The sequence below is a fragment of the Gracilibacillus sp. JCM 18860 genome, from assembly GCF_055395245.1.
The window spans coordinates 2,705,644-2,730,080 of record NZ_AP043868.1 but is presented as its reverse complement, the minus strand read 5'-3'; the positions used below and the strand labels follow the sequence as shown (position 1 = coordinate 2,730,080).

The 24,437-nt window shown below is 38.1% G+C and carries 22 protein-coding genes and 1 tRNA gene; 1 reads left to right on the top strand and 22 read right to left on the bottom strand.

The annotated features are described in order from the left end of the window. Nucleotides 1-58: 58 nt before the first annotated feature. The 3 genes from ACZ5R4_RS13810 to spoIIE form a co-directional block, all read right to left on the bottom strand. The gene (locus ACZ5R4_RS13810) at nt 59-988 is read right to left on the bottom strand and encodes a serine/threonine protein kinase (RefSeq protein WP_277678494.1); all 930 of its coding nucleotides are present in this window, start codon (nt 986-988) and stop codon (nt 59-61) included. Next, a complete protein-coding gene (locus ACZ5R4_RS13805; RefSeq protein WP_109984866.1) occupies nt 960-1,694 on the bottom strand; it encodes a vWA domain-containing protein in 735 nt (244 codons plus the stop codon). The genes ACZ5R4_RS13810 and ACZ5R4_RS13805 overlap by 29 nt, the downstream gene beginning before the upstream one ends. 93 nt (nt 1,695-1,787) lie before the next feature. Beyond that, complete coding sequence (spoIIE, locus tag ACZ5R4_RS13800) at nt 1,788-4,247, bottom strand: stage II sporulation protein E (protein ID WP_464367508.1); 2,460 nt, start codon at nt 4,245-4,247, stop codon at nt 1,788-1,790. Between the two features lie 264 nt (nt 4,248-4,511). Here spoIIE and ACZ5R4_RS13795 point away from each other — a divergent pair. Next, a tRNA-Met gene (locus ACZ5R4_RS13795) sits at nt 4,512-4,585 on the top strand. 157 nt (nt 4,586-4,742) lie between these two features. On the opposite strand, the gene ACZ5R4_RS13790 is transcribed toward ACZ5R4_RS13795, so the two are convergent. From ACZ5R4_RS13790 to ispE, 19 genes are all read right to left on the bottom strand, one after another. Then, the gene (locus tag ACZ5R4_RS13790) at nt 4,743-5,147 is read right to left on the bottom strand and encodes a S1 domain-containing RNA-binding protein (protein WP_054861456.1); all 405 of its coding nucleotides are present in this window, start codon (nt 5,145-5,147) and stop codon (nt 4,743-4,745) included. A gap of 75 nt (nt 5,148-5,222) precedes the next feature. Then, nucleotides 5,223-5,600 (bottom strand): FtsB family cell division protein, encoded by a 378-nt coding sequence (locus tag ACZ5R4_RS13785; protein ID WP_054861455.1) that lies wholly within the window; start codon nt 5,598-5,600, stop codon nt 5,223-5,225. A gap of 29 nt (nt 5,601-5,629) precedes the next feature. Next, nucleotides 5,630-6,193 (bottom strand): spore cortex biosynthesis protein YabQ, encoded by a 564-nt coding sequence (yabQ, locus tag ACZ5R4_RS13780; protein ID WP_277678492.1) that lies wholly within the window; start codon nt 6,191-6,193, stop codon nt 5,630-5,632. Continuing rightward, the gene (gene yabP, locus ACZ5R4_RS13775) at nt 6,190-6,489 is read right to left on the bottom strand and encodes a sporulation protein YabP (protein ID WP_054789119.1); all 300 of its coding nucleotides are present in this window, start codon (nt 6,487-6,489) and stop codon (nt 6,190-6,192) included. The genes yabQ and yabP overlap by 4 nt, the downstream gene beginning before the upstream one ends. Before the next feature lie 79 nt (nt 6,490-6,568). Beyond that, a complete protein-coding gene (locus ACZ5R4_RS13770) occupies nt 6,569-6,832 on the bottom strand; it encodes an RNA-binding S4 domain-containing protein (RefSeq protein ID WP_109984869.1) in 264 nt (87 codons plus the stop codon). A 28-nt stretch (nt 6,833-6,860) separates the two neighbouring features. Further along, on the bottom strand, nt 6,861-8,312 hold the full coding sequence (yabN, locus tag ACZ5R4_RS13765; RefSeq protein WP_277678491.1) for a bifunctional methyltransferase/pyrophosphohydrolase YabN: 1,452 nt from the start codon (nt 8,310-8,312) through the stop codon (nt 6,861-6,863). After that, entirely contained in the window at nt 8,296-9,885 is a 1,590-nt protein-coding gene (locus tag ACZ5R4_RS13760) for a putative polysaccharide biosynthesis protein (protein ID WP_464367507.1), read from the bottom strand. The genes yabN and ACZ5R4_RS13760 overlap by 17 nt, the downstream gene beginning before the upstream one ends. 178 nt (nt 9,886-10,063) lie before the next feature. Further along, nucleotides 10,064-12,085 carry a glucose-specific PTS transporter subunit IIBC gene (ptsG, locus tag ACZ5R4_RS13755; protein ID WP_464367506.1) on the bottom strand — a complete coding sequence of 674 codons (2,022 nt, stop codon included), beginning with the start codon at nt 12,083-12,085 and terminating at the stop codon, nt 10,064-10,066. Between the two features lie 139 nt (nt 12,086-12,224). After that, nucleotides 12,225-13,067, bottom strand: coding sequence for a glucose PTS transporter transcription antiterminator GlcT (glcT, locus tag ACZ5R4_RS13750; RefSeq protein WP_109984873.1), 843 nt, complete (start codon nt 13,065-13,067; stop codon nt 12,225-12,227). Between the two features lie 173 nt (nt 13,068-13,240). Beyond that, nucleotides 13,241-13,777 carry a stage V sporulation protein T gene (gene spoVT, locus ACZ5R4_RS13745; protein ID WP_054861463.1) on the bottom strand — a complete coding sequence of 179 codons (537 nt, stop codon included), beginning with the start codon at nt 13,775-13,777 and terminating at the stop codon, nt 13,241-13,243. A gap of 138 nt (nt 13,778-13,915) precedes the next feature. Continuing rightward, complete coding sequence (gene mfd, locus ACZ5R4_RS13740) at nt 13,916-17,449, bottom strand: transcription-repair coupling factor (protein WP_277678486.1); 3,534 nt, start codon at nt 17,447-17,449, stop codon at nt 13,916-13,918. A 106-nt stretch (nt 17,450-17,555) separates the two neighbouring features. Continuing rightward, nucleotides 17,556-17,786 carry an anti-sigma-F factor Fin gene (locus tag ACZ5R4_RS13735; RefSeq protein ID WP_054789165.1) on the bottom strand — a complete coding sequence of 77 codons (231 nt, stop codon included), beginning with the start codon at nt 17,784-17,786 and terminating at the stop codon, nt 17,556-17,558. Between the two features lie 99 nt (nt 17,787-17,885). Beyond that, on the bottom strand, nt 17,886-18,446 hold the full coding sequence (gene pth, locus ACZ5R4_RS13730; RefSeq protein ID WP_464367505.1) for an aminoacyl-tRNA hydrolase: 561 nt from the start codon (nt 18,444-18,446) through the stop codon (nt 17,886-17,888). 166 nt (nt 18,447-18,612) lie between these two features. Beyond that, on the bottom strand, nt 18,613-19,239 hold the full coding sequence (locus ACZ5R4_RS13725) for a 50S ribosomal protein L25/general stress protein Ctc (protein WP_054789163.1): 627 nt from the start codon (nt 19,237-19,239) through the stop codon (nt 18,613-18,615). Between the two features lie 292 nt (nt 19,240-19,531). Then, a complete protein-coding gene (locus ACZ5R4_RS13720) occupies nt 19,532-20,482 on the bottom strand; it encodes a ribose-phosphate diphosphokinase (RefSeq protein WP_109984877.1) in 951 nt (316 codons plus the stop codon). A gap of 42 nt (nt 20,483-20,524) precedes the next feature. Further along, nucleotides 20,525-21,889, bottom strand: a complete 1,365-nt coding sequence (gene glmU, locus ACZ5R4_RS13715; RefSeq protein ID WP_109984878.1) for a bifunctional UDP-N-acetylglucosamine diphosphorylase/glucosamine-1-phosphate N-acetyltransferase GlmU — start codon at nt 21,887-21,889, stop codon at nt 20,525-20,527. Nucleotides 21,890-22,199: 310 nt separating this feature from the next. Continuing rightward, on the bottom strand, nt 22,200-22,487 hold the full coding sequence (gene spoVG, locus ACZ5R4_RS13710; protein ID WP_054789162.1) for a septation regulator SpoVG: 288 nt from the start codon (nt 22,485-22,487) through the stop codon (nt 22,200-22,202). Between the two features lie 109 nt (nt 22,488-22,596). After that, the gene (purR, locus tag ACZ5R4_RS13705; RefSeq protein WP_109984879.1) at nt 22,597-23,421 is read right to left on the bottom strand and encodes a pur operon repressor; all 825 of its coding nucleotides are present in this window, start codon (nt 23,419-23,421) and stop codon (nt 22,597-22,599) included. Nucleotides 23,422-23,475: 54 nt separating this feature from the next. Next, nucleotides 23,476-24,345 (bottom strand): 4-(cytidine 5'-diphospho)-2-C-methyl-D-erythritol kinase, encoded by an 870-nt coding sequence (ispE, locus tag ACZ5R4_RS13700; RefSeq protein WP_464368494.1) that lies wholly within the window; start codon nt 24,343-24,345, stop codon nt 23,476-23,478. Nucleotides 24,346-24,437: the final 92 nt, after the last annotated feature.

Sequence of the window (24,437 nt, the reverse complement as noted above, 5' to 3'; positions counted from 1 at the left end):
ACCCCACAAAAACTCTTTTAGACTATTTTAACATATTATGAAATAGCATTTCGATTTATCACATAAATAATGTCATATATAAATAACATCCGCCACTTATTGTTAATATACTTAAGATCTCTAATAAAGGGTAGTAATGCTCGTCATTCCTCTTGGTGGCCCCCCGACGCTTCCTCTTTTCCCTTGTGAAATAATGGACTAGAAAATCCTTTACTTGATTCGCCTCAGTAATTTCTCCACTAATCATCTTTAACAGCAATTGTTTAATAGAAGGAGAGGATATCGCCAAATTTATTTTTTGTTGGAGGATTTTTTTAGGATTAGACCCCTTCGTAAAACCATTTGGGTAATAGATTCTTAACACTACCATCGCTAAAGCGAATAGGTCATAGCTTGGCTCCGCTCTTCTCGTCCCCATTTGCCAATAGGCTCTATCATAGAATTCGGTATATTCCTTGATCGATCTTCCAATTAACGTCGTCCCTCCTACATCCACCCAACGAAGACGAACTGGATTCCTGGAAACAATCAAATTATCCAACTTCAGATCCCCAAACACATAGCCTTGTCGGTGCAGCATGTCTAAATCCTTCACAAATCCCATCAACAAGGTAAACAAACGATCCTGACCATTTCTCCGTATGAAATCTGGTAAGGAGTCACCCGAAATATATTCCATAACATAAAAGGCATAAACATGACCATTTGGCGCAATAAAATCATCTACATCGATTAAAGAAGGCCCAAGGTGATGGCCTTGAACCTTCTTAAATCCTTTCAATACATTTACTTCTGAGCTGATCGAGGTACTTTGTTTACTCACCTTTAGCGCAACTTGTTGGTTGTGGTGTACACATAAGTATACCGTACCAATCGCCCCGCTCCCAAGCTTGCGAATCACATAATAGCTATGATGGTGCCATTTTCCTTTAATCGTCTGTCCTTTTATTAAATTGACATTAGGCTTCTTCGATGTTTCCGTATTCATTAGGCAAGAATCTCCTTCTTAAGCTCTTCTTTCCAAATTGGTGCATCGCTTCTTTCAGAGCTGGTCCTGTGGGTGTAACACCACCACTTGCTAATTTGGAAAAAATAGCAGTAATCGAGTCTAATTTCCCTGTCCAATCTACTAATTGATGAATGGCCTTCTTTCTTCCCGGAAATTGATAGACACTGAATCTACTTCGTCCAATTCGTGCATTCATACTGATCGACAAATCGATTAATGCTTCTTGTACAGTTGGAAGCTTATTCGCCATACTAGCACTCGTATCTACTAATACCAAAACCTCCAGATCACAAGTTTCTCCTAATTCATCCACTACCTCCATTACTTCGCCTCTTTGTTCAGGCGGTAGCTCTTCCATTGTCTGCTGATTGCCTAATATTTGTTTGAGTTCTTGATTGACCACACCTTGTAATGTCTCCGTCATCGCTTGCTTAGTGACAGCCTGGACCGTCTGAGATAAGATTTGCTTATAGACAATTTGACTGACCCCTTGACCACAACTGGCAATCTCTTCTACTTCTAATAGACCTGTAGGTTCCTCTGTATCATCATCTTCTAAAATACCAATTACGTTGACTGTAATACCCTGCTCTGCGATGATGGTTGCTACTTGTGCCGGGTCCTCCCCTTGGTTCGAGCAACCATCTGTTATTAATAGAATCTGCTTTAACGTTCCTGTCTTCATCTAATACTCCTCCTATTTCTAGCCTTTTTCTACATCTTCACCAAAAAAAGCTAGAAATATACTTCCATGCTTACCGGTTTTTCAGTAAAAAAACTATTGCCAGCTATAAGCAGGGTAAAAAGAAGCATCTGTGCGAATCGGTGCCCATTTAGGGTGATTTTTATCAATTTGAGCTACTAATACAGTCATATCATCTTCAATCATTCCACCTTGTGAACGAATCACTTCCTCTAGTAACAAATCGGCTATTTCTTGAGGTTCCTTCGTCTCCATTTCTCTTAGCTTTCGCTTTAGCCACATATCTACATTCTCGATTTCCTTTGGCCCTTCAAAAATTCCGTCACTCATCATAATAAGGTAGTCGCCTGGTTTAAGCTCAGCTGTTACGACCTCGACATCGAATTCTTGTATAATGCCAATGGGTAGATTACTCGCTTCAATTCGTTCAATGGCATCACTTCGCATCACATAGCTAGGGGACGAGCCTATCTTCAAAAATCTTACCGATGCGTGGTGGAGATCAATCATCGCCAAATCTAAAGTGGCATATATTTCTTCGTTTGTCCTTAAAGAGAGGATGGAATTAATCGATTTTATCGCAACTTGTTCATGAAGCCCTGATTCTAGGATTTGCTGTAATAATCGCAATGTTTCCATACTTTCTTCATGTGCCCTGTCTCCGTTCCCCATGCCATCACTTATAGCTAAGGCATAATGACCTGCACCAAGTTCCATTGCTTTATAGGAGTCACCTGATACTAAGCCACCACCTTTTGCTGCATGAGCCATTCCAGTAGATACGACATAACGCCGAGCAGATCCAAAGGTAAAGAAGCTATGACCTTTCGCCATCGGAGAAACATCCTCTGTTACCACAATAATCGTTTCATCTAATATATCAGATAGAATTGGTGCGATGAGCTTAGCAGCTTCTCCATGATACTGCTGGAAGAGAATCACCATTTCGATATCAATATTTCCTTTTTCTAGACTGTATACATCTAATTTTTCTAATTCAATTCCTACATGCTTTAATGCGGCTACTATCTCTAATTCTTGTTGCTCATGATTTTCCTTTTCCTTTAAAATCTCTTTCGCAAAGTTTTCCATTACATCGGAAACACCGCTAAGCTGATCTGCTACAAACCTTCTGCTTTCTAGTACTTGCTTCTTTAATTGTTGATTCGCCTGAAAAAAAGAAAGCTCCTGTTGCATTGCATCTATCACTCTTCTTGACTTGATACAATGATTCTCAAATTGATGCTTCGTTACCTTGCTTAAGCCAGAAGGTGTTTCTAATTCTGATTTAACCCCTTTCATTAGATCATAGGTTTGATCAAACTGCTTAACCCAGCATGTTTCTTTCTTAAAGCATGTTTGGCATGTTTTCTCTGCTACATTGCTCAGATAATAATCCACCTCAATATCTTCGTCTTTTAATTGATTGGAATCTATTTGAAAACTTCGTGACAATGCCTTAAACACACTGGAAAAACGCTCGACTCGATGTGCTGTTACATCACGAACTTTTTGTAAATACTGCTCTTGTTCTTTTGTATGCTCTACCGTCCCTGGGATATATCTAGCTATTTTGGAAATGAGCGCATTTGGTGTAAGCACAAATAAAAATACAGCAAAGCTTGATTCAATTAATGCCGCACCAATATAATCAAAGGAATCTCCATATAAGCTTAACAATACCGTACTGACAAACAAACCTACACTTACAGCGAGTTTTTTCCCTTCTTTTAATAGACCGCCCAGTAGTCCAGCGAAGGCTAGTAGACTCATCTGATAGAGATTCCCAATATTAGCCAGACTAAGAATGAGACCAGCTACCACACCTACCGTCGAACCGATAGAAGCTCCGCCGATGAGAGCAAGTAATAGCACGAGATATCTTGCTAATATTTGTTCAAATTGGGCACCGTACCACTCGATTCCCGTTAAGCCTGTTAGTACTGAAGCAAGTAAAATGATCAAACAAACAATTTCTTCATTTTTTAATGTAGGTTTATATCTTTTTGGTGATAATAAAGGGAGGCTTTGCATAAATATTAGAAGTAAGACGGCAGCAAGCACTCCCTCGACTAAGGCAAGCATCCACTGAACATAGGTTAGTGGGCCTTCCCATGCATACAAGCATAAGCGGGGTAAGAATGTGGATATTAAAGCAATAAGCGGAAGTAATTTCTCGATGTGTTTGACATGAAAAAAAATGATATTGAGTAAGAGCATCGTCGCAATGGCTAATACGAGATAGACACCGTGCATTATTGAATATGTACATGCCCCTATTAGCGAAAAACAAATCAAAGCGACAACTTTGTCTCTCCGCAAATACCATACTGAAACGATAAACGCCAAGGCAAATGGGGATAAAGTAGACAAAATAACTGCACGTCCTAACAGTAAACCTAATAGACAAAGTAGAAAACCTTTCTCAATCATGAAATGATGCCACCATCTCATGAGGTTCTTTTGTGAAAAGAACATGGAAAAACGAGCCTTTAATTCGATAGATTTTGGTTTATTCTCCGTAATAGTATTCATCTACATCACTCCTTGTCCTCTATTAAAACACATTCTTTTTTTCTTTTTTGTCAAAACAAGGAAGTAGAATTGGAGAAATGTTCGACTCTTTTTCTAACTAAAAAGCTAATTCAATCGTTAAGCGACACAATCTGGATGAAAACATGTCAGTTTTCATCTTTTTTATGTCGATGATGTCTTATAGCGTTTTTTTATCTTCTCTCTTTTTTTGAGTTGACAGAAAAATAAAGCTGTTGTATTATATTCTTTGTGTCTTTACATTAAGGCGGTGTAGCTCAGCTGGCTAGAGCGTACGGTTCATACCCGTGAGGTCGGGGGTTCGATCCCCTCCGCCGCTATATATGGAAAAAGAGTTGTGAAAAAAATTCACAGCTCTTTTTTATTTTGTTTCTACACATGTAAAAAAGCTACCAATCTAGATAGGTAGCTTTTTGATCTATTGTTCACGAGTCACATCCGTCTTTGTCTTCTATATCCTACATAGACAGCAAGTGTTTAGCCTTTTCTCGCTCCTCGTCCTCCGCGTTTTGATTCTGTATGTTTCTTTAATGTTGCTAAACGATCCTCAGAATCTTTTAAGAAACGATTCATTTTTTGTTCAAATGATTCGCCTCTCTCGCGGTTATTTTTTTGATTGCCTTGATTTCTTCGACGGTTAGGTGGGTTATCCTTTGCTTTTTTGATGGATAAACCAATTTTACCATCGTCCTCTACATTAAGAACTTTAACAGTGACTTCATCACCGACTGTTAAATGCTCGTTAATGTCCTTTACATAATTATCGGCAACCTCACTAATGTGGACGAGACCTGTTTTTCCATCAGGTAACTCAATAAAAGCTCCAAAATTAGTGATACCTGTTACCTTTCCCTGCAACTTGCTGCCTACTTCGATTGACATAAAGAAATTGCTCCTCCTTAAAATTTTTAAAGAATCGTACTCATACTATATTATAGCGAAGCAATAAAAACGGTGTCAATAAGATGACTCCTCTTCTGGTAATTTAAACACAATTTCGCCTTCTTCTGTGAAGAAATAGTTGGTTTTCGCAATTTGTAGTAAGTATTCTTCATCATTCAATAGCTTGATTTCTTGTGTCAGCTTCTTTTCCTCTTTTTCCAGTGATGCTAATTGATCAGATTTCTCTGTATATTCTGCTTGCAATTCATTATATTTTACCCGTTGCTTAATGTGATAGGTAGTAACACAAACTATTGTAATCATGACAACTAGGCCGAACAAAGCAAGTCGTCGAAATAATCGCTTTTTTCTTTGCTTTTGTCTTCTTATGTAAGCATCATGTTGTTCAATATAAGCTTCGTTTATTCTAGATACATTACTAGATTTTGCCATGATTAATTCTACCTCCTTAAAGGGTTCTATTACTTTTTCTTTTTTATTTTACTAAATAAACGAAAAAATTGGTAGAGATAATTTTTCTCCATTTTCGGCATAAAACGTTTCACGTAATTCCATAATAAGATAAATGGATAGAAAAGTATACGGAAAATGAAAGAAAATAAACGAAAGAATAGCTGGTAAAGCCATGAAAGGCAAACAACGACAAACGTGAAAAGTAAAGTGATAGGCTTTATTAGTACCCAATGAATGATGGCATAAACCATCCGGAGAATATGTGAAATAATCCGGATGGCAAGTTCTAACCCTTTACTGTAGGCTTGCTCCAACAGAGCCTTGAACATTGCATAGCCACAAAACACAGCTAAAAATATATAGAAGCGCAGTATTCCTTCATTTACCTGATACAATACATAGAAAAAGACGAAGGCTTGTACGATCCAAAAAAGGAATTCTAGAAGGTATCTTCGTATAATACCATCTGCCCACCACTTTTCGATTCGCTTAAACGTATAGTATGCTGCCCCAATATATACCCCCATTGCCACCATTGTAAACATTGTGAGGAACTGCGTGTTTAACGTCATTTGAAGAGCTTGCTAAAAAGACCTTTAGCTTTATCTCCATGCTGCTCGTCTAGATAAGAGAGCTCATAAACCTTACCCTTTATCGATACATGACCGGACTCTACATCTAAATTTTTCATTTGGAGATTGTCCCCACGAATGACAAGATAGCCCATGACGGTCTGTAGCAGAAATTCCTCACTATCAAAGCTATCTACTTCCTTCACTCCGTCTATTTCTAGTAAACGTCTATTTGTCATTTTCACATGGTGATCCATTTGTGATGTTGTCATTGGTTTTTTATCATAATAGTTCATTGCAAATCCCTCCCTTTTATCCATAACTACTTTATGAAAAGAGGGACAAGTTTAGAACTATTTTTATAGAAATGGCGCTTTACTCGTTCTCTCGATATTCTTCACTCTTTATCGTATATAGTGTACTAGCTTCTTCTTTTCTTACTGTTTCTTTTAATTGGTCTACTTGAATCGTTAACAGCTTTTGGCCAAATTGAATCTTCAGTTCATCACCAACGGCAATGGTGGTTGCAGCCTTCGCTGTTTGATCGTTTACGATAATTCTGCCTTGATCGGCTATTTCTTTAGCCAAGGTTCGTCGTTTAATCAATCGTGAAACCTTTAGAAATTTATCTAATCGCATAATTATTCCCTTCCTGATAGAGGTTTGTCTACTCTTTTTGTTTTGCCTTCTCCCAAAATATATCTAATTCAGCTAGAGTAAAATCCGTCCAATCCTTGCCACTATTCGCTACTTCTTTTTCGACAAATTGAAAACGATTCATAAACTTGTTATTTGTTCGCATTAATGCTATTTCTGGATTAATTTTATAATATCTTGCAAGATTAATCATTGCAAATAGAATATCTCCAAATTCTTTTTCTTTCTCGATTTGGTTTTCTTCCGCTAACGCTTCCCTCCATTCTACTATTTCCTCCTCCACCTTCTTCCTGATGTCTTCTGAATTATCCCAATCAAAGCCTACCTTCGCCGCCTTTTTTTGTAGATCTTCTGCTAATAGAGTTGCTGGCAATCCTTTGGTTATACCGTCCAATACCGAGGAGTGCTTGTCTTTTTTCTCTCTTTTCTTTATTTCCTGCCAGTTTCGTATAACATCCTCTTCCCCATCTACATGTACATTGCCAAAAACATGAGGATGTCTTCGAATCATTTTTTCCGTGATACTATATATTACGTCATCGATGGTAAAATATCCTGCTTCTTCCGCAATTTCACTATGAAGCATTACTTGTAATAGAACATCACCTAGCTCCTCTGCAATTGCCTCATCATCTTCCCGATCTATCGCTTCTAACACCTCATAGACCTCTTCAATCAAGTACTTTTTTAATGATTCGTGGGTTTGCTTTTTATCCCATGGACATCCATCTGGCCCTCGCAAAATATGGACAACCTCTCTCAATTGGGAAAATTGGTGATGGAGCTTTTCTTTAGTAATCGGTGGTATGTAGACACTTGTTAAGTTACTTAAATCTACTTGCTGATCCAATGCCACTAGTGGAATATGCTTGATTACCTCATTCTCACTGCCTACTGCCTCCGCTATGAAAATCATATGATCTGCAGGAAGATCCTCCAACAAGGTTAATTTTACCTCGGAGGCAACAAAAGAATCATAAACCTGACAAAATACAAGGTGTTGCTCATATTGTAGCTGATGTCTTAAAAAGCTTGTCGCATCTACCATTTGAAAGCCTTCAATTGGGTCAAAGCCAAATGCCCGAAACAGATCATCCAAAAAGCTCTGACCACCTGATATTTTCAATTCAATTTGATTATGTTCCCGTAAGAGCTGTACCGTACGTTCTGCTAACATGGGATGGCCCGGTACCGCATAGAGAATTCGGTTCTTTTTTAATGCTTGGTTGATTAAGCAATCGACAATCTCCTGATAAACGGCTTCAAACTGATCGTGCTTTTCATAAACCGTATCAAAGCTCTCGAATACAACCCCTTCTTCCTCTAATGATGAAATTACTGGATGATCGATCGTGCGCACATAGCAAATATCCTTTGTGTCTATTAATTTTCGGTACAAGCCTAATGGTAATTGATGTATATCTCCACCACCAAGACCTATTACTTCAATGATTGGTTTCATCTCTATTGACTCCTTTATAGTTCCATTTTTTCGGCATAGGAAGCTGGTTCCACTCTTCTTTTGTTAATATATTTAACCATCGTAGACTAAATAGAAAAACTAAGAAACCAAGAACCACACTAAATAAGACAAATATGACTAATTCTAGTCGAGTTACTAGATGTAGAAGGTTATTGTTTAGAAATTTCAAAAGACATTCTATCGCGATCAGAAGTCCTGTTGCTAGAATAAGACGTAAAAGCGGGAGGTGAAGTAGCCTTTGTTTGATGACCCTTTTTCTTAATAGCCAGTAATTGATAACAAAGATAACCACAATCGTACACACGGTGGCAAGAGCATTACCACTAATTCCAAATGAAGGAACAAACCATTTATTTAATAAAATTTTTACCCATAATCCAAAAAAGATAAGAAAGGCTGTCCATTTCATATAGCCAAAACCTTGTAGTAAAGAAGCAACGACTAAAGTAAGTGGACTGACTAAAAGAGTAAGTGCTAAAATACGCAAACTATTCGAACCAAGCCTATCGGTGAATAATAATTGGTTAATCTCTGGCATTAGGATCCATAAACCTGCTGTTGCACCAACAGACAACAATAAACAAAATTTTAACGATGACTGGATTTGGTTGAATGTTTGCTTTTTATTAGCATGCCAATTCCGCTTCGTTATTTCTGGCATTAACGCCATCGCAAAGGAAGACCCAACAACCGTCACAAGCTGAAGTAATGGCTGACCGCGATCGATAACTCCCTTCGCCTTCATCGCTTCTGTTGTAGAAAGTCCATATTCCACTAGCCCTGGCACAACCGTAACAGAATCTGCAAATTGCATTAATAACAATAGCATATGGTTTAAGCTAATCACGATTCCACCAAAGATGATCGTACTCCATAGACTACTGAATCCAAATACCCTTTCTTCCATTCCATCACTCAAAGGCCCTTTCTTTCGATGAAAAAGTAAATATAAGGTAGAGGCAAGGAATGCTACAGTTGTAGCCAATACTGCGCCATCTGCAATCCGATAAACAGAAAGATAGCCTAAAGAGATGAAAGCAGCTGTACTAATAATGATACAAGCACGAATTAGTTGTTCGGTTAACTGAGAATTTGCTGTAAGGTACAGCCTTTTTTCTGATTGTTGTATTCCCCTGAGTAAGGACAAGATAGGAACAAAAAGAAATATCCACGCCACTAGTTTTAATGCCTCTACTAGGTCTTCATCCCCCATCCATAAAGCTATCTGTGAACGGAAACAATAGATAAGCAAGAAGAGAAACACATGGAAAAGAAGCAGGACCCCTATTATATTTTTCGATAGAGGTTTTGATGCTTTTGCTTTATTTTCTGCTAAAAATTTAGCGATCGCGGAAGGAAATCCATAAAGGGCTATGGTGATAGCAATCCCAATAATTGGATAGATTTGCTGATAAATATAAAAACCGATATCACCGGTTAGGTTCTGTAATGGTATGCGATAAAAGGCACTAATAACCTTACCTATTATGCCAGCAAATACTAGTGCAAAGGCACCCTTATATATTTGCTTATTTTTAGTTGAATGATTCATCTATTTCTTCCTTCAATGATGTTTTTTTTATTATAGCATAGATGTGAATCGTACAAATGGCTGCTTAGGAATGTATAACCCAGTGAGTGCCATAGGGGCTATAGTGAGATTTTGATCACAGTGAAGCATTAAAAAGCTCTCTCCCTAGCCAACTGACCAGGGAGAGAGCTCCAAGCATTTATTGTATTTGTATAATATTTTGGTCTTCTTTATTTACTTTACCAGAGGCTTTCACACTAACTTCTTGGTCTTCTTGTAAATTAGTGAAGATAACTGGCGTTACTGTAGAAGGGGCATTTTGTTCGACAAAGGCTAAATCCACTTCCATTAGGACTTGGCCTTGCTTTACCTCATCGCCTTCTTCTATTTTGGCCGTAAAACCTTCTCCTTTTAAATTAACCGTATCGATACCGATATGGATTAGAATTTCTGTTCCATTGTCCGCTAAAATACCGATAGCGTGCTTTGTTGGGAAGATATTGATGATTTTACCATTCACTGGTGAAACTATTTCACCTTGAGATGGTTTAATCGCAAATCCATCCCCCATCATTTTTTGCGAAAAGACTTGATCTGGCACCTCTGATAATGGCATGATTTCACCTGTCATCGGGCTAGTGAAATCTAGATCGCCTTCTATATTAGCTGACGCAGCTACTGTCTCTTCTTTATTATCAGTAGCTTTTTTCGTTGGTGTTTTACCATCCATAATATCTTGCATTTGACCTCTTAATGTATCTGAAACAGGTCCATAAATTGCTTGAATATTATTTCCTACTTCCATTACTCCAGAAGCACCAAGCTTTTTCAAACGTCCTTTATCCACTTTGTTTTTATCATCTACACTAACACGGAGACGGGTAATACATGCATCCAAGTTCGTAATATTACCCTTGCCACCCATTGCTTCCAAGATCTCATAAGGACGATCATCTACTTCGCCTTCATCATCGCTATCTTCTGCCTCATCTTCACGGCCCGGTGTCGCTAGGTTGAATTTTTGAATGGCAAATCGGAAACCAAAGTAATAAATAACCGAGAAGACCAATCCAACAATAATTACCCACCACCAGTCTGTACGGTTAGGCATAACACCGAATAGAAGGAAGTCAATCAGACCACCTGAGAATGTCATACCAATTTTAACATCTAGTAAATACATCGTCATAAACGATAAACCAGCAAAAATTGCATGAATTCCAAATAATAATGGTGCAACGAATAAGAATGAGAATTCAAGTGGTTCTGTAATCCCTGTTAAGAAAGAAGTTAATGCAGCAGAGAACATAATCCCTCCAACTACCTTTTTTCTTTCCGGTTTTGCTGTATGATAAATAGCTAATGCCGCAGCAGGAAGTCCAAACATCATGAACGGGAATTTACCTGTCATGAAATTACCTGCCGTAAAGTCTACCCCATCCTTCAATTGCTCGAAGAAAATACTTTGGTCACCACGAATGATTTCTCCAGCAGCATTCGTATATTGTCCAAATTCGAACCAGAATGGAGAATAGAAAATGTGATGTAACCCAAATGGAATTAACCCTCTTTCAATCACACCAAATACAAATGTTGATATCGTGCGGTTTGTTTCTAGCATGAAATGAGAAACCGCATTAAGCCCTTCTTGTGCAAATGGCCATACTAAAAACATGATAATACCTAATATTAAGGATGAAAAGGCTGTAATAATAGGAACAAAACGCTTTCCTGCAAAGAATCCTAAAAATTGTGGAAGCTCTATATTGAAATACCGATTGTACATAAAGGCTGCTAATATACCGACAATGATCCCGCCAAACACTCCTGTTTGCAATGTCGGAATCCCTAGGACACTTGCGTAGGCTGGATTTGAAGTCATTTCTGCTGTGATATCTCCAAATACACCCATCGTGACATTCATGATTAAGTAACCGATGATAGCCGCAAGTCCAGCAACCCCATCACCTTTTGCTAAACCGATTGCAACACCGACAGCAAATAGTAATGGTAGGTTATCAAATACGATTCCACCTGCTTCTGACATTACTTCTAATATTTTTTGTACGGTTGCATTACCGAACCACGGGAATTGTTCGACCCATTGATCCTGTGCAAAGCTTGTACCAAATGCAAGCAGTATACCTGCAGCCGGTAATAAAGCAACCGGTAGCATTAAAGCTTTACCGACTTTTTGCAATGTACCAAATATGTTGGACATGTTAATTTTCCTCCTTCTTGTTTGTATTGCAACAAAAAAGGCATGAGTAAAATGCATTTAGATCCTATGGTATATACTTCTCCCCATAGAATAACCTAAAACATCCATTTTACTCATGCCTGATCGTATCAGTAACACGTTATGATGATTGCGTTAATCGTTGTAGGTGAATGGTCAGATAAAGTACTTCTGACTCATCTACACGTGTATGCAGTTGTTGTTGCATTACTTTAATTAATTTCCAAGCAAGATTATAGCATATGGGATAAGTCGATTTCAACACTTTTGCTAAATTCGTTTCTTGCCCTAATGTTTCCCCTTCGTATACCCTTTCAATCGCACGATGCAAATGCTGAATTAAGCGGTTATAATTAATGCCTTGGCGATCGAGTTGAATGCCTAGATTTTCTTCAATAATTTCTACAAGCTTGGCAATCAATTGATGATGCCGATTCATATCTCGTAATGATTTATCTGTCACTGCACTGTGAATATGCAGCGCTATAAATCCAACTTCCCCTGGGGGAAATGCGACACCTATTTTCTCCTGCAAGACTTGAACAACCTCTTGTGCTACTTGGAATTCCTTTGGGTATAAGGATTCAATCTCAAACAAAAAAGGATTGGAAAATTGTACATTTTGATTGGCACGATTTATTGCAAATGATAAGTGATCGGTTAAAGCAACATGAATGTGTTCATATAATGTCTCACCCATCCGCTTCTCAATTAATACCATCACATCATTTAATATCTCGAGCAAATCTTGATCTACATAGGATATGAGTTGTCTGTATTGTTCCTGTTCCTGCTCATCCTTTAATAAAAACGTTTTCTCTGCTTGATCCTCTGGTACAACATCTCCCTTTTTCTTGCCGAAGCCGATCCCTTTACCAATAAGGATAACTTCTTTATAAAGAGGATGAGAAGCTATGAGTACATTATTGTTTAGTGCTTTTTTGACGATTATTTTCTCCTCCACCAGTTTCACCTCACTTACCATCTTCTATCTTACTAAAAACGACAGAGATAGCCAAACCGAAAAGCTTTTTCTTATACTTTGGGCATCAACATTTTCGCATCTTCGCCTTCCTAGTGTACAATAAAAAACTAGTGCATGAGATTTCTCAGGCACTAGTTTTCCTATCGGTCTTTTTAATCCATCTGTTTAGCTAAAAATTGACTAGCGGTATGGGCGGCCTTTTCTTCTACCTTGCCGAATTCTTTCTTTTCTCTTGTAAAAATGACCAAGCAGCCAATGGGATCACCATTTGCTACAATGGGATATAAAAGATGTGCTTCCAATTCCTCTTCCTTATTCTCGACTAGCTCTACATTTGCTGCTTCTTTTTGCATCACTAGCTTTCGACCTTCCATTGCTTCATCTATTTTCTTGGAAATATGCTTACCTAAATATTCCTTCTTAGACTCTCCGGCAACTGCAATAATATCGTCACGATCACTAATTAATACAGATAAACCTAAGGATTCATATAATGCCTCCGCATATTCTGTTGCAAAATCACCTAATTCACTGATTGGTGAGTATTTTTTTAGAATCACTTCCCCATCTCGATCTACAAAGATCTCCAAAGGATCTCCTTCACGAATTCGCAATGTTCTACGAATTTCCTTAGGGATTACAACCCTTCCTAAATCATCAATGCGTCGTACAATTCCTGTAGCCTTCATAATTAAATCATGACCTCTCTTTCCATTTTTAACATATAAACAATTATTTCTCCAACTGATGAAATAATTATGTTGTAAGGTTAGTATGATTTAATTATTAGAAAACTATACAAAATTACCATATATTTTCTAACTTACTTACCCGACAGGGGTCTGTTTCATCTCCTTTAATGCTTGAATGAAGGACTCTAACACTTCATAGCGTTTAAGCTTCGGTTCTCTACTAAAGCGGAATTTAACCTTTAATTGGCGATTTTCGGTTCCTAGCTGAATCATTCTCCCGTATTGATTAGCAAATTCAAACAGCTTTGCTCCATCTATTTCTTGACTTCTATCTTCCTCTACTAATAGCTCCATTTGGTGATTTTTTTCGGTAATGGACTCAATTCTCTCTTTCTTTGCCTGCATCTTTAAAGTCGTGACAAGGAATAGGTTCTCTACCTCTTCTGGATAGTCGCCAAATCGATCGATCAATTCATCTCTTAAATCGTGGATATCCTCTTGTGTCATGATAGCTTGGAATCTTTTATACATGTCAATTTTTTGTTTTTCATCTTCAATGTAATTATCAGGAATATAGGCATCTATCTTCAAATCAAGCTCGACCTCAAATGGCTTCACTTCTTCCAAGGATTTACCCTGCTTCTTCGCCTGTACTGCTTCATTTAACATTTGGGAATACATATCAAACCCAACCGAATCAATAAACCCATGCTGCTGTGCTCCTAGAATATTCCCTGCACCACGAATCGATAAATCGCGCATAGCTATTTTAAAGCCTGATCCAAGCTCCGTAAATTCCTTGATTGCCTGCAACCTTTTTTCAGACACTTCTGTTAAAATCTTATCTTGTTGATAGGTGAAATAAGCATAAGCAACACGATTAGAGCGACCAACCCGACCTCTTAATTGGTACAATTGGCTAAGTCCCATATGATCAGCATTATATACAATAAGTGTATTGACATTTGGTATGTCGACACCTGTTTCGATAATCGTTGTACTAACTAAGACATCGGCTTCTCCTTCTAGGAAAGAGAACATCACATTCTCTAGCTCCGTTTCTTTCATTTGCCCATGTGCAACGACCACACGCGCATCTTCCACTAATGCTTGGATATCCTGCGCTACTTTCTCTATCGATTCTACTCGATTGTATAAGAAAAACACCTGCCCACCACGAGCTAATTCTCTTTCGATTGCTTCCCTGACGAGCGGCCCATTATATTCCATTACATATGTCTGGATAGGAAAACGATTTTCAGGAGGTGTTTCAATGACAGACAGGTCTCTCACGCCGAGCATAGACATATGCAAGGTTCTCGGAATTGGTGTTGCTGTTAGTGTGAGTACATCTACATTTGTTTTTAATTGTTTTATTTTTTCCTTGTGCTTTACACCAAACCGTTGTTCTTCATCGACAATTAATAGCCCTAACTCCTTATAGGTAACATCTTTGGATAGTAAACGGTGTGTGCCTATCACAAGATCAACCATGCCATTTTTTAGTCCTTTAAGTGTCTCTGTTTGTTGCTTCCTTGTTCTAAAACGACTCAATAAGCTTACATTGACCGGATAATCTTGAAATCTCTCCATAACGGTTTCATAGTGTTGCTGTGCAAGGATCGTCGTCGGTACTAGTATCGCAACTTGTTTACCATCTGCAATGGCCTTAAAGGCGGCGCGAATCGCTACTTCTGTCTTTCCATAGCCAACATCCCCGCATAATAATCGATCCATTGGGCGTTCCTTTTCCATATCCTGTTTGATTTCTTCAATACAGCGAAGTTGATCGTCCGTTTCTTGATAAGGAAAGGCCGCCTCAAATTCTCTTTGCATCTCGGTATCCTCCGAAAATGCATAACCCTTTGCCGCTTCACGCTCTGCATACAGCTTGATTAAGTCATCGGCAATATCTTCTACCTTAGACTGGACCTTACTTTTTACTTTCTTCCAATCATTACCACCTAGTTTGTATAACTTCGGTTCTTTCCCTTCTGATCCCACATATTTTTGGACAAGATCAATTTGGTCGATTGGAACAAAAAGCTTATCATCACCGGAATACTTTAACAGCATAAAATCCTTGTGTAGTCCATTGACTTCTAATGTCTCTATTCCTACATATCTACCGATCCCGTGATTCGTATGAACCACGTAATCCCCAATTTGTAGCTCTTGGTAGCTTTTAATTCTTTCCGCATTGGAGATTTTTTGCTTTCTTTTTGTTCGTACTGTCTGTTGCTTAAATAGCTCACTATCTGTTAAAACAGCTAGCTTATGCAGCGGAATTTCAAAGCCACCGCTTATATTTCCTGTCGTTATACATGGTGTCTGTACAGGTAAGGAAGGAATGGTTTCCAGAACACTCGCTGTCATCTGATAATCTTCAAGGACGGAATGAATCTTTTCGACCCGTTTTTTATTTGGCGCCAGAATAATGACAGAGTATCCGGCCTTTTGCCATCTTTCCATTTCATTTTGCAACAAGTTCATTTGACCGTGAAATTGCTGCATTCCTCTACTAGATAAATTGACAATATTAGCAGGATTCGTATTCGGAATATGGCGCAAAAAGACAGACATGTACAGACGTTGTCTATCCATTTTGGCCCAAGTATCTGGCCAATCAAAGGATAAATGCATATCACTTACCGCCTGATTCCTGCTTAAATGATCCTTTAACCATTCTCCTTCTTCCTCATCTAGGTGGAGAGCCGTTTCTTGAATTCTGCTCATCTCATCTAAAATGATCAGACCATCCTTCGGTAAATAATCTAACAAACTAGTTTGCACTGGATAAAAGTAAGAAATATATCTTTTCATTTCTTGAAAGCGCTCGCATTGGTTCAGACGTTCAATGTCTGCTGTAATTGCTTTTTCTAGAGCTTGTTGATCGGCTTTATTTTTTGTTTTCTTTAATGTCTGCTGAAGTGCGTGCTCTATTCGTTGTGCTGCCGTAACTAAGTCCTCATCAGTAGCTAAAAGCTCTGTTGCTGGACCGATTGTTACTTGGTCGAGCTTTTTCAAGGATCGTTGAGTTTCGGCATCGAAAAAACGGATCGAGTCAACTTCATCATCAAATAATTCAATTCGGATAGGATCCTCGTCTGTGATTGGATAAACATCTAGTATCCCACCGCGCAAACTGAATTCGCCAGGACTACTCGTCATTTCTTGCCTTACATAACCCATTTCTATTAGCTTTTGTAGCACTTCCTCTATATCTAATGTTTTTGTCAATTCTACCTTAATCTGATACTTATTCCAATACTCAGGTGGAGGTAACATGCGTTTCAAACCAGCAACTGGTGCGATTAATATCCCTTTATCTGCTTGAATCCAGGCATTTAATGCATCCATTCGTTGGCTTAATAGTTCTGGGCTTGCTATCGCCAATTCAGATGCTAATAATTCATTGACTGGATAAAGGAATACATCCTTTGCCTCTGAAAATTCTAAAAGATCCTCATACAGCTGCTGTGCATGATTTAGTTGATGTGTCACAATAAGTACCTTTCTCTGTACAGCCTCATGAATAAGTGCAGAGAACAAGCTCCTGCTTGAGCCTGATAGACCTGAGATTAGTTGTTCTGATAATCCTGAATGTATACCTTCAATAACAGAGTATACATCTTCCTTTTTTTGTAAATACTGTTTTAATTGCTGCATAGTGCTCCCCCTACCATTACTTTAACCAAACACGTATCCCGTTCATAACTGCAAAAATGCTTTGGTTAGAACCAAAGCGGATGTCTTACTAATATCGATTAATCTATTATTGAATGAAATAGTCTAACTCATGATAATTCGGATTATCTTCTAAAAGACGTTGACAATTTTCACATATGGATTGAATCATCACTTGCTGATCTGGCTTTAGTTTCATCAATTGCGATTTTTCTTCAGGTGAAAGGTGTTCCCAGCCGATCTTATTTAAGTCCACCATTTCTGATGGTAGTCTTCCTACCTCATTACCACAATGCTTGCATTTATAGACAAGTGTCATTTTTTACCCTCCGTATTACTCTTGTATTATTCTTATCATTTCCCGAGCAATAAATATTTATACGAAGGGTTTATTAAACAGGTGGTGTTCATTTCATTTTTATTGATTATAATCATTCATTACTTTTGGAAAGGGCTCTGTCATCCATGCTTCTAGTGCATTCACCGCATGGTCTACGGCCTGTTCTAAAGTGGTCTGCTCCTCTTTTTGAAATTTCCCCAATACGTAATCAATTACTGGAATCGGTGTAACAGGTCTGCCAATACCAAAGCGGATACGATTAAATTTCTTTGTTCCTAAATGATCAATGATCGACCGCACACCATTATGCCCACCATGTCCACCTGTTTGTCTTAAACGAATTTTGCCGAGCGGAAGATCTAAATCATCATAAATGACCACAACATCCTCTGGTGCCAAATCATAAAAATCCATCAAAGGCTTTAAGGATTCTCCTGATAAATTCATATATGTTTGGGGCTCTAAGATCAAAACCTTTTCATTATGTAATGTTTCCATCGTATAATGACCATTAAATTTATTCTTCGATAAAGTCCAATTATTACGCTTCAAAAGCTCATCTACGACAATAAAGCCAATATTATGACGAGTGGAACGGTATTTTAATCCTGGATTTCCCAAACCTACGATACATTTCATTTGTCTTAACTTCCTTTATCAATATTATTCTATTATTCATCTTAACATATTATTTCTGTTTAATATATCAAATAATTTCCACTTTCCTTCGTTCTTCCTTTAGAAAGCCTGCTAAAAAATTCCTGACGTAGAAAAGGGCGCAACTTCATTCGTTGCGCCTCTGTTTTTATTCTTCTGATTCTTTTTCATTCATCACTTCTGGTTCGGCCTGTTCTTCCGCTTCCTCTGTCTCTTCTACTGGTTCCTTGTCTGGCACAAGAATGGTAACAATCGTCGTTGCTTCGTCTTCAAGTATTTCATAGTTTTTCCCATCCTTCAGGTCAGAAACCAATATGCTGTCCCCTACCTCTAATTCGGATATGTCAACAGTGATTTGCTCTGGAATGTCGTTAGGCTTTGCTCTTACTCCTAGCTCATAAAGTGGCTGCTGTAAGACGCCACCTTCTTTCACACCTCTCGCTTCTCCTTCTAGAACAAGCGGAACCTCGACATCCATTTCCTCTGACATATTGACGACATAAAAATCCGCATGAACTAACTCATCCTTTAATGGATCAATCTGATATTCATGGAGCATGACTTGAAATGTTTCCCCATCCACCTTCAAGGAGATAATCGCATTTTTCCCCTCATCACGAACGGTTTTTAATAGTTCTATACTATCAACAGCAACTGTTTTAGGTTGCACATTATAGCCATATATAACTGCCGGTACACCACCAGCTAATCGCACTTCCTTTGTCTTAGATTTCGTTAGATCCTCTCGTTTATTTGCTTGTAAAACTACTGCCATGGTTTCATCACCCTCCAATTATTTTAACAATAGTAATTATATATTTCCCGCTTTTCGACTACGTTAAACATGTATTACTATTAGAAAATCTCGTATTTGCTCGTCCTTTAGCAAATACGTCAGCTTTTCTTATACTAAGGACTTCAAAATTTTCGCTTCGTTACATTACTTCCTACAAAAAATCCCTACTTTCCTAACGTATAAAAAATTCAGCATTCAGGTATGAAGTTCATAGATGAAAATCTCAAACTTTCTCAATCATGACTTAATTTTCAGCAAAAATGGACTGATCTTAATCGAATAATATACTTACAGATTGTCTTTCATGGACACGGATAATCGCCTCACTGATCAATGGTGCAACAGAAAGCTGTGTAATCTTATCAATTAGTTTTTCCTCTTTCAAAGGAATACTATTTGTCACCACTAATTCTTTGATTTGCGAATTTGCGATTCTCTCAATGGCTGGTCCTGATAATACAGGATGTGTACAGCAAGCATAGACACCTGTTGCGCCACTTTCGATTAGCGCATTAGCGCCGATCGTAATTGTTCCAGCGGTATCAATGATATCATCAATTAATATGGCTGTTTTTCCTTCGATATTACCGACAATATTCATTACCTCTGCCACATTAGGACGTGGTCTTCTCTTATCGATAATAGCAATTGGTGCCTTTAGTCGATCTGCTAGATTACGTGCACGTGTTACTCCACCATGATCAGGTGAAACAACGACAATATCATCAAGACCTTTTTTGCTCCAATAGCTAGATAAGATTGGTACACCAACTAATTGATCGACTGGGATATCGAAAAATCCTTGAATTTGTGGAGCATGGAGGTCCAGTGTAATCACCCTTGAAGCCCCTGCAGTTTGTAATAAATCTGCAACAAGTTTAGCAGTAATCGGCTCTCTTGCTCTTGCCTTGCGATCCTGTCTTGCATATCCATAATATGGCATAACAATATTGATCGATTTCGCTGATGCTCGTTTTAATGCATCAATCATAATTAAAAGCTCCATGATATGTTGGTTGCCTGGTTCACAGGTTGATTGAACAACATAAACGTCACAACCACGGATACTTTCTTCAATATTGATTTGAATTTCGCCATCACTAAACTTTGTTACCGAACTCTTTCCTAATTCGACACCAATATTTGCTGCAATCTCTTCTGCTAGTTTTGGATTCGAATTTAATGTAAAAACCTTCAAAGATGAATCCTTGTATTCGGACATCTTGTTTGATACCTCCATCAGCTTATTTGTTCCCAATCATGCTTATTTGTATTTTTTGGCATATTCTTCTTTGTTCACTTGTTGTGCTCTTCCAATGGATAAGGCATCACCTGGTACATCATTCGTAATTGTCGAACCAGCTGCTATTAAGGCCCCTTTTCCAATGGTTACTGGCGCAACTAGATTTGCATTACATCCAATAAAAGCATCGTCTTCTATTCTCGTTAAAAACTTGTTTTTCCCGTCATAGTTTACTGTGATCGTACCACAGCCAACATTGACGTTACTACCTATTTCCGCATCCCCAATATAACTTAAATGAGATACTTTACTTTTATTATCTATTTTTGTTTTTTTAATTTCAACAAAATTACCAATCTTCACATCATTGCCAATTGTAGCATCAGGACGAATATGTGCAAATGGTCCAATTTGAACACGCTCTCCGATATAGCTAGAGGTGGCTACACTGTGCTTCACTTTGGATTCCTTCCCAATATGGCAGTTCACAATCTCTGAGTTTGGGCCGATCTCTACCTCATCCTCGATGATCGTTTCCCCTTTAATCACACTGCCTGGATGAATGACTACATCCACCCCAATTTTTACATCTGCACCGATGTACGTATTGGCAGGATCGATAATGGTAACTCCTTCTCGCATGTGATTTTCATTAATTCTTTTTTTCATGAAGGCTTCTGCCTGAGATAATGCAACACGATCGTTTACACCAATTGTTTCATTAAACTCATCTGTCTGGTAAGCAGCCACCTTTTGTTGCTGTTCTTGAGCTATTTGAATAACATCTGGTAAGTAGTATTCCCCTTGGGCATTATCATTAGACACTTGCTTTAAGGCAGCAAATAATAGCTCATTATCAAAGCAATAAGTACCTGTATTGATTTCTTGAATGGCTTTTTCTGTTTCTGTCGCATCCTTTTGTTCAACAATTTTCTCCACCTGATTGTCCGCATTACGAACAATTCTTCCATAACCAGTCGGATCCTGGGCATGTGCGGTTAGAATCGTTACTTTTGCTTCTTCCTGCTCATGAAATTCTAATACTGCTTGTAATGTCTCTGCTTTCAGTAATGGTGTATCTCCACATACTACAAGTGTTGTACCTTTTTTGCCTTCCAAGTATTTTCCGGCTTGGATGACCGCATGACCAGTCCCTAATTGTTCCTCTTGTACGACATATTCAGAAGCATCACCCAGTTGTTCCTGAACTTTTTCCGCTCCAAAACCTACAACTGTTGTAATGTTCGCTAATTTTAATGTTTTTAATTGGTCGACTACATGCTGTACCATTGGTTTACCTAGTACAGGGTGTAAAACCTTATATAGCTTTGATTTCATTCTAGTACCTTTTCCAGCTGCTAAAACGACTGCATAACGATTCGGCAAGACTTTCCCTCCGTCCTATTTTAAAAAAATGATTTGATTTAAAAATTTACATTACTTGATTAAGTTGTACAAGTTTCCCCTTATGAATATATATGAAATACAGAGTTTTTTCAATGAAAGTTTCTTTACAATAAAGAAAACAGAGGAGAAAAGTGAAAATAGCTCGGAGCACAACCAACAGGTGGTAGGAAATAATTGTTTTGTATACAGAGAAAAGGCCTAATCACGGGAAACGATTAGGCCTTTTTATACGATTAAATAATTGGTTGATAATACATTTAAGAGCAATTACATTTAAAAAAGGAGCTAATTATGAAGCCCCTGCTTCTTCAAATTCTTGCACCTCACCAGCACGATGGTATTCTTCTAAAACCGCATCTTGAATTTTTGATCGAGTGGTTGAGTTGATTGGATGTGCAATATCTCTAAATTCTCCATCAGGAGTTCTTTTAGAAGGCATTGCAACAAACATTCCGTTATTCCCATCGATCACACGAATATCATGTACGACAAATTCATGATCTAACGTAATGGATGCGATCGCTCGCATTCTTCCATCGGTATTCACGCGGCGTAATCTCACGTCTGTTACTTCCATTATGTATCACCACCTTTTCCCTAATTAAGAGCATATTATCTTAATTCAACAAATGTTCTTAAATTCCTGCTAATCTTTTAAAAATTTTTATCTTTTTTTGGAAAAAGTATTAGTGATTGGAAGTTTGGAAGTAGTTTCCTTTTACAACTTCTATCTCTTTGTTATTCGCATCTACGTTCTTAATCTGTAATAATGAGATATAATCATCCACTACACGCTCTTCTTCTTCATCCTCTGCTTCTGCTAGGACTCCAATTGCGCATACATTTGCATTGAATTCCTGGAGTAAGCTTTTCATTCCATTAATCGTTCCTCCAGCCTTCATAAAATCATCAATGATACAAACGTTTTCTCCCAAATCTAGACTTCTTTTTGAAAGAACCATTGTCTGTATTTTCTTAGATGAACCGGATACGTAATTAATACTGACTGTGGAACCTTCCGTCACTTTGGGATCTCTACGAACAATGATAACCGGTACATTTAGAAAAGAAGCAACGGCATATGCTATCGGTATTCCTTTTGTCGCCACTGTAACAATCGAATCAATATCCAAATCAGCAAACTTAGAAGCGAACAGTCGGCCAATATTACGTACAATGCTAGGGTTTCCTAATACATCACTCATAAATAAATAGCCACCAGGTAAGATTCGGCTTGGATCCTCTAAATCCTCACACAAACGCTCAATAAATGATTGACTATGTTCCGGCCCAACCCTCGGGATATATTTCACCCCTCCAGCAGCACCAGATATGGAAGCTAGATAGCCAATGCCATCCTCTTGAAATCTACGGTTGATAATAGTTAAATCCTCACTGATCGAGGATTTAGCGGCACCATACGTATCCGAAAAAAATGGAAGAGAAATTAATTCCATAGGATGTTCTATTAAATAATTTGTCATTGCTACTAAGCGATCACTTCTTTTCATTACTACACCTCAAAAACCGAATATTTTGTCGTAAATATAACATTTTATACGTGTTTAATCAAGTGTTTGATGAGATCCGAGCATCCTAACAATGTAGACCTCTTCACAAAACCCTCTTAGGCTATTATAGATTCTAACCGCCCTACTTTCGTGTTTGACTAAACCAAATACGGTTGGACCACTTCCACTCATTAATACTGCATCTGCACCTGATTGTAGCATTTGTTGTTTTATTTGTTGTACCTGTGGATACTTAGGTAATGTCACAAGCTCTAGTACATTTTTTAACCGTGAACAGATCCCATCATAATCGGAATTCTTTAGTGCCTCGACCATTCCTATCGTATCCGGATGCTCGACTTTATCTAATGGTAAGGATTGATAAACTGATTGGGTAGATACCCCTTGCGATGGTTTTGCCAATACGACCCAGCATGATGGTGGGGCTGGTAATTCTGTGATGATCTCTCCTCTTCCTTTTGCTAATGCTGTCGAGTTATATACACAAAAAGATACATCTGATCCAATTTCTGCACCTAACGCAGCTAATTGCTCAGTACTAATACCCAGTTGCCATAAACGATTTAGGCCTCTTAGCGTAGCAGCAGCGTCACTACTTCCTCCAGCAAGGCCTGCAGCAACCGGAATTTGTTTTTCGATAATGATTTTCACACCTGCTGATATTTTAAAGCGCTCCTTTAGCAGTTTTGCTGCACGAAAGGCTAGATTTCGCTCATCATTTGGAATAAAACGATTTTCAGATTGTATCATAATTTCATCACGATCGAGTAAATATAATTCAATACGATCAGCTAAATCCACTGTGGTCATCACCATTTCCACTTCATGAAAATCGTCTGATCTTTTATATAGGACATCCAACGTAAGGTTTATTTTCGCTGGAGCCTTCTCAGAAGTATACATTTCTGTTGTCACCTACTTTACTTAGCTGTGTACTAACGGAGATACACTTTATGTAAAGATACCATAAATAGATTAATGGGACAAAGCCATAT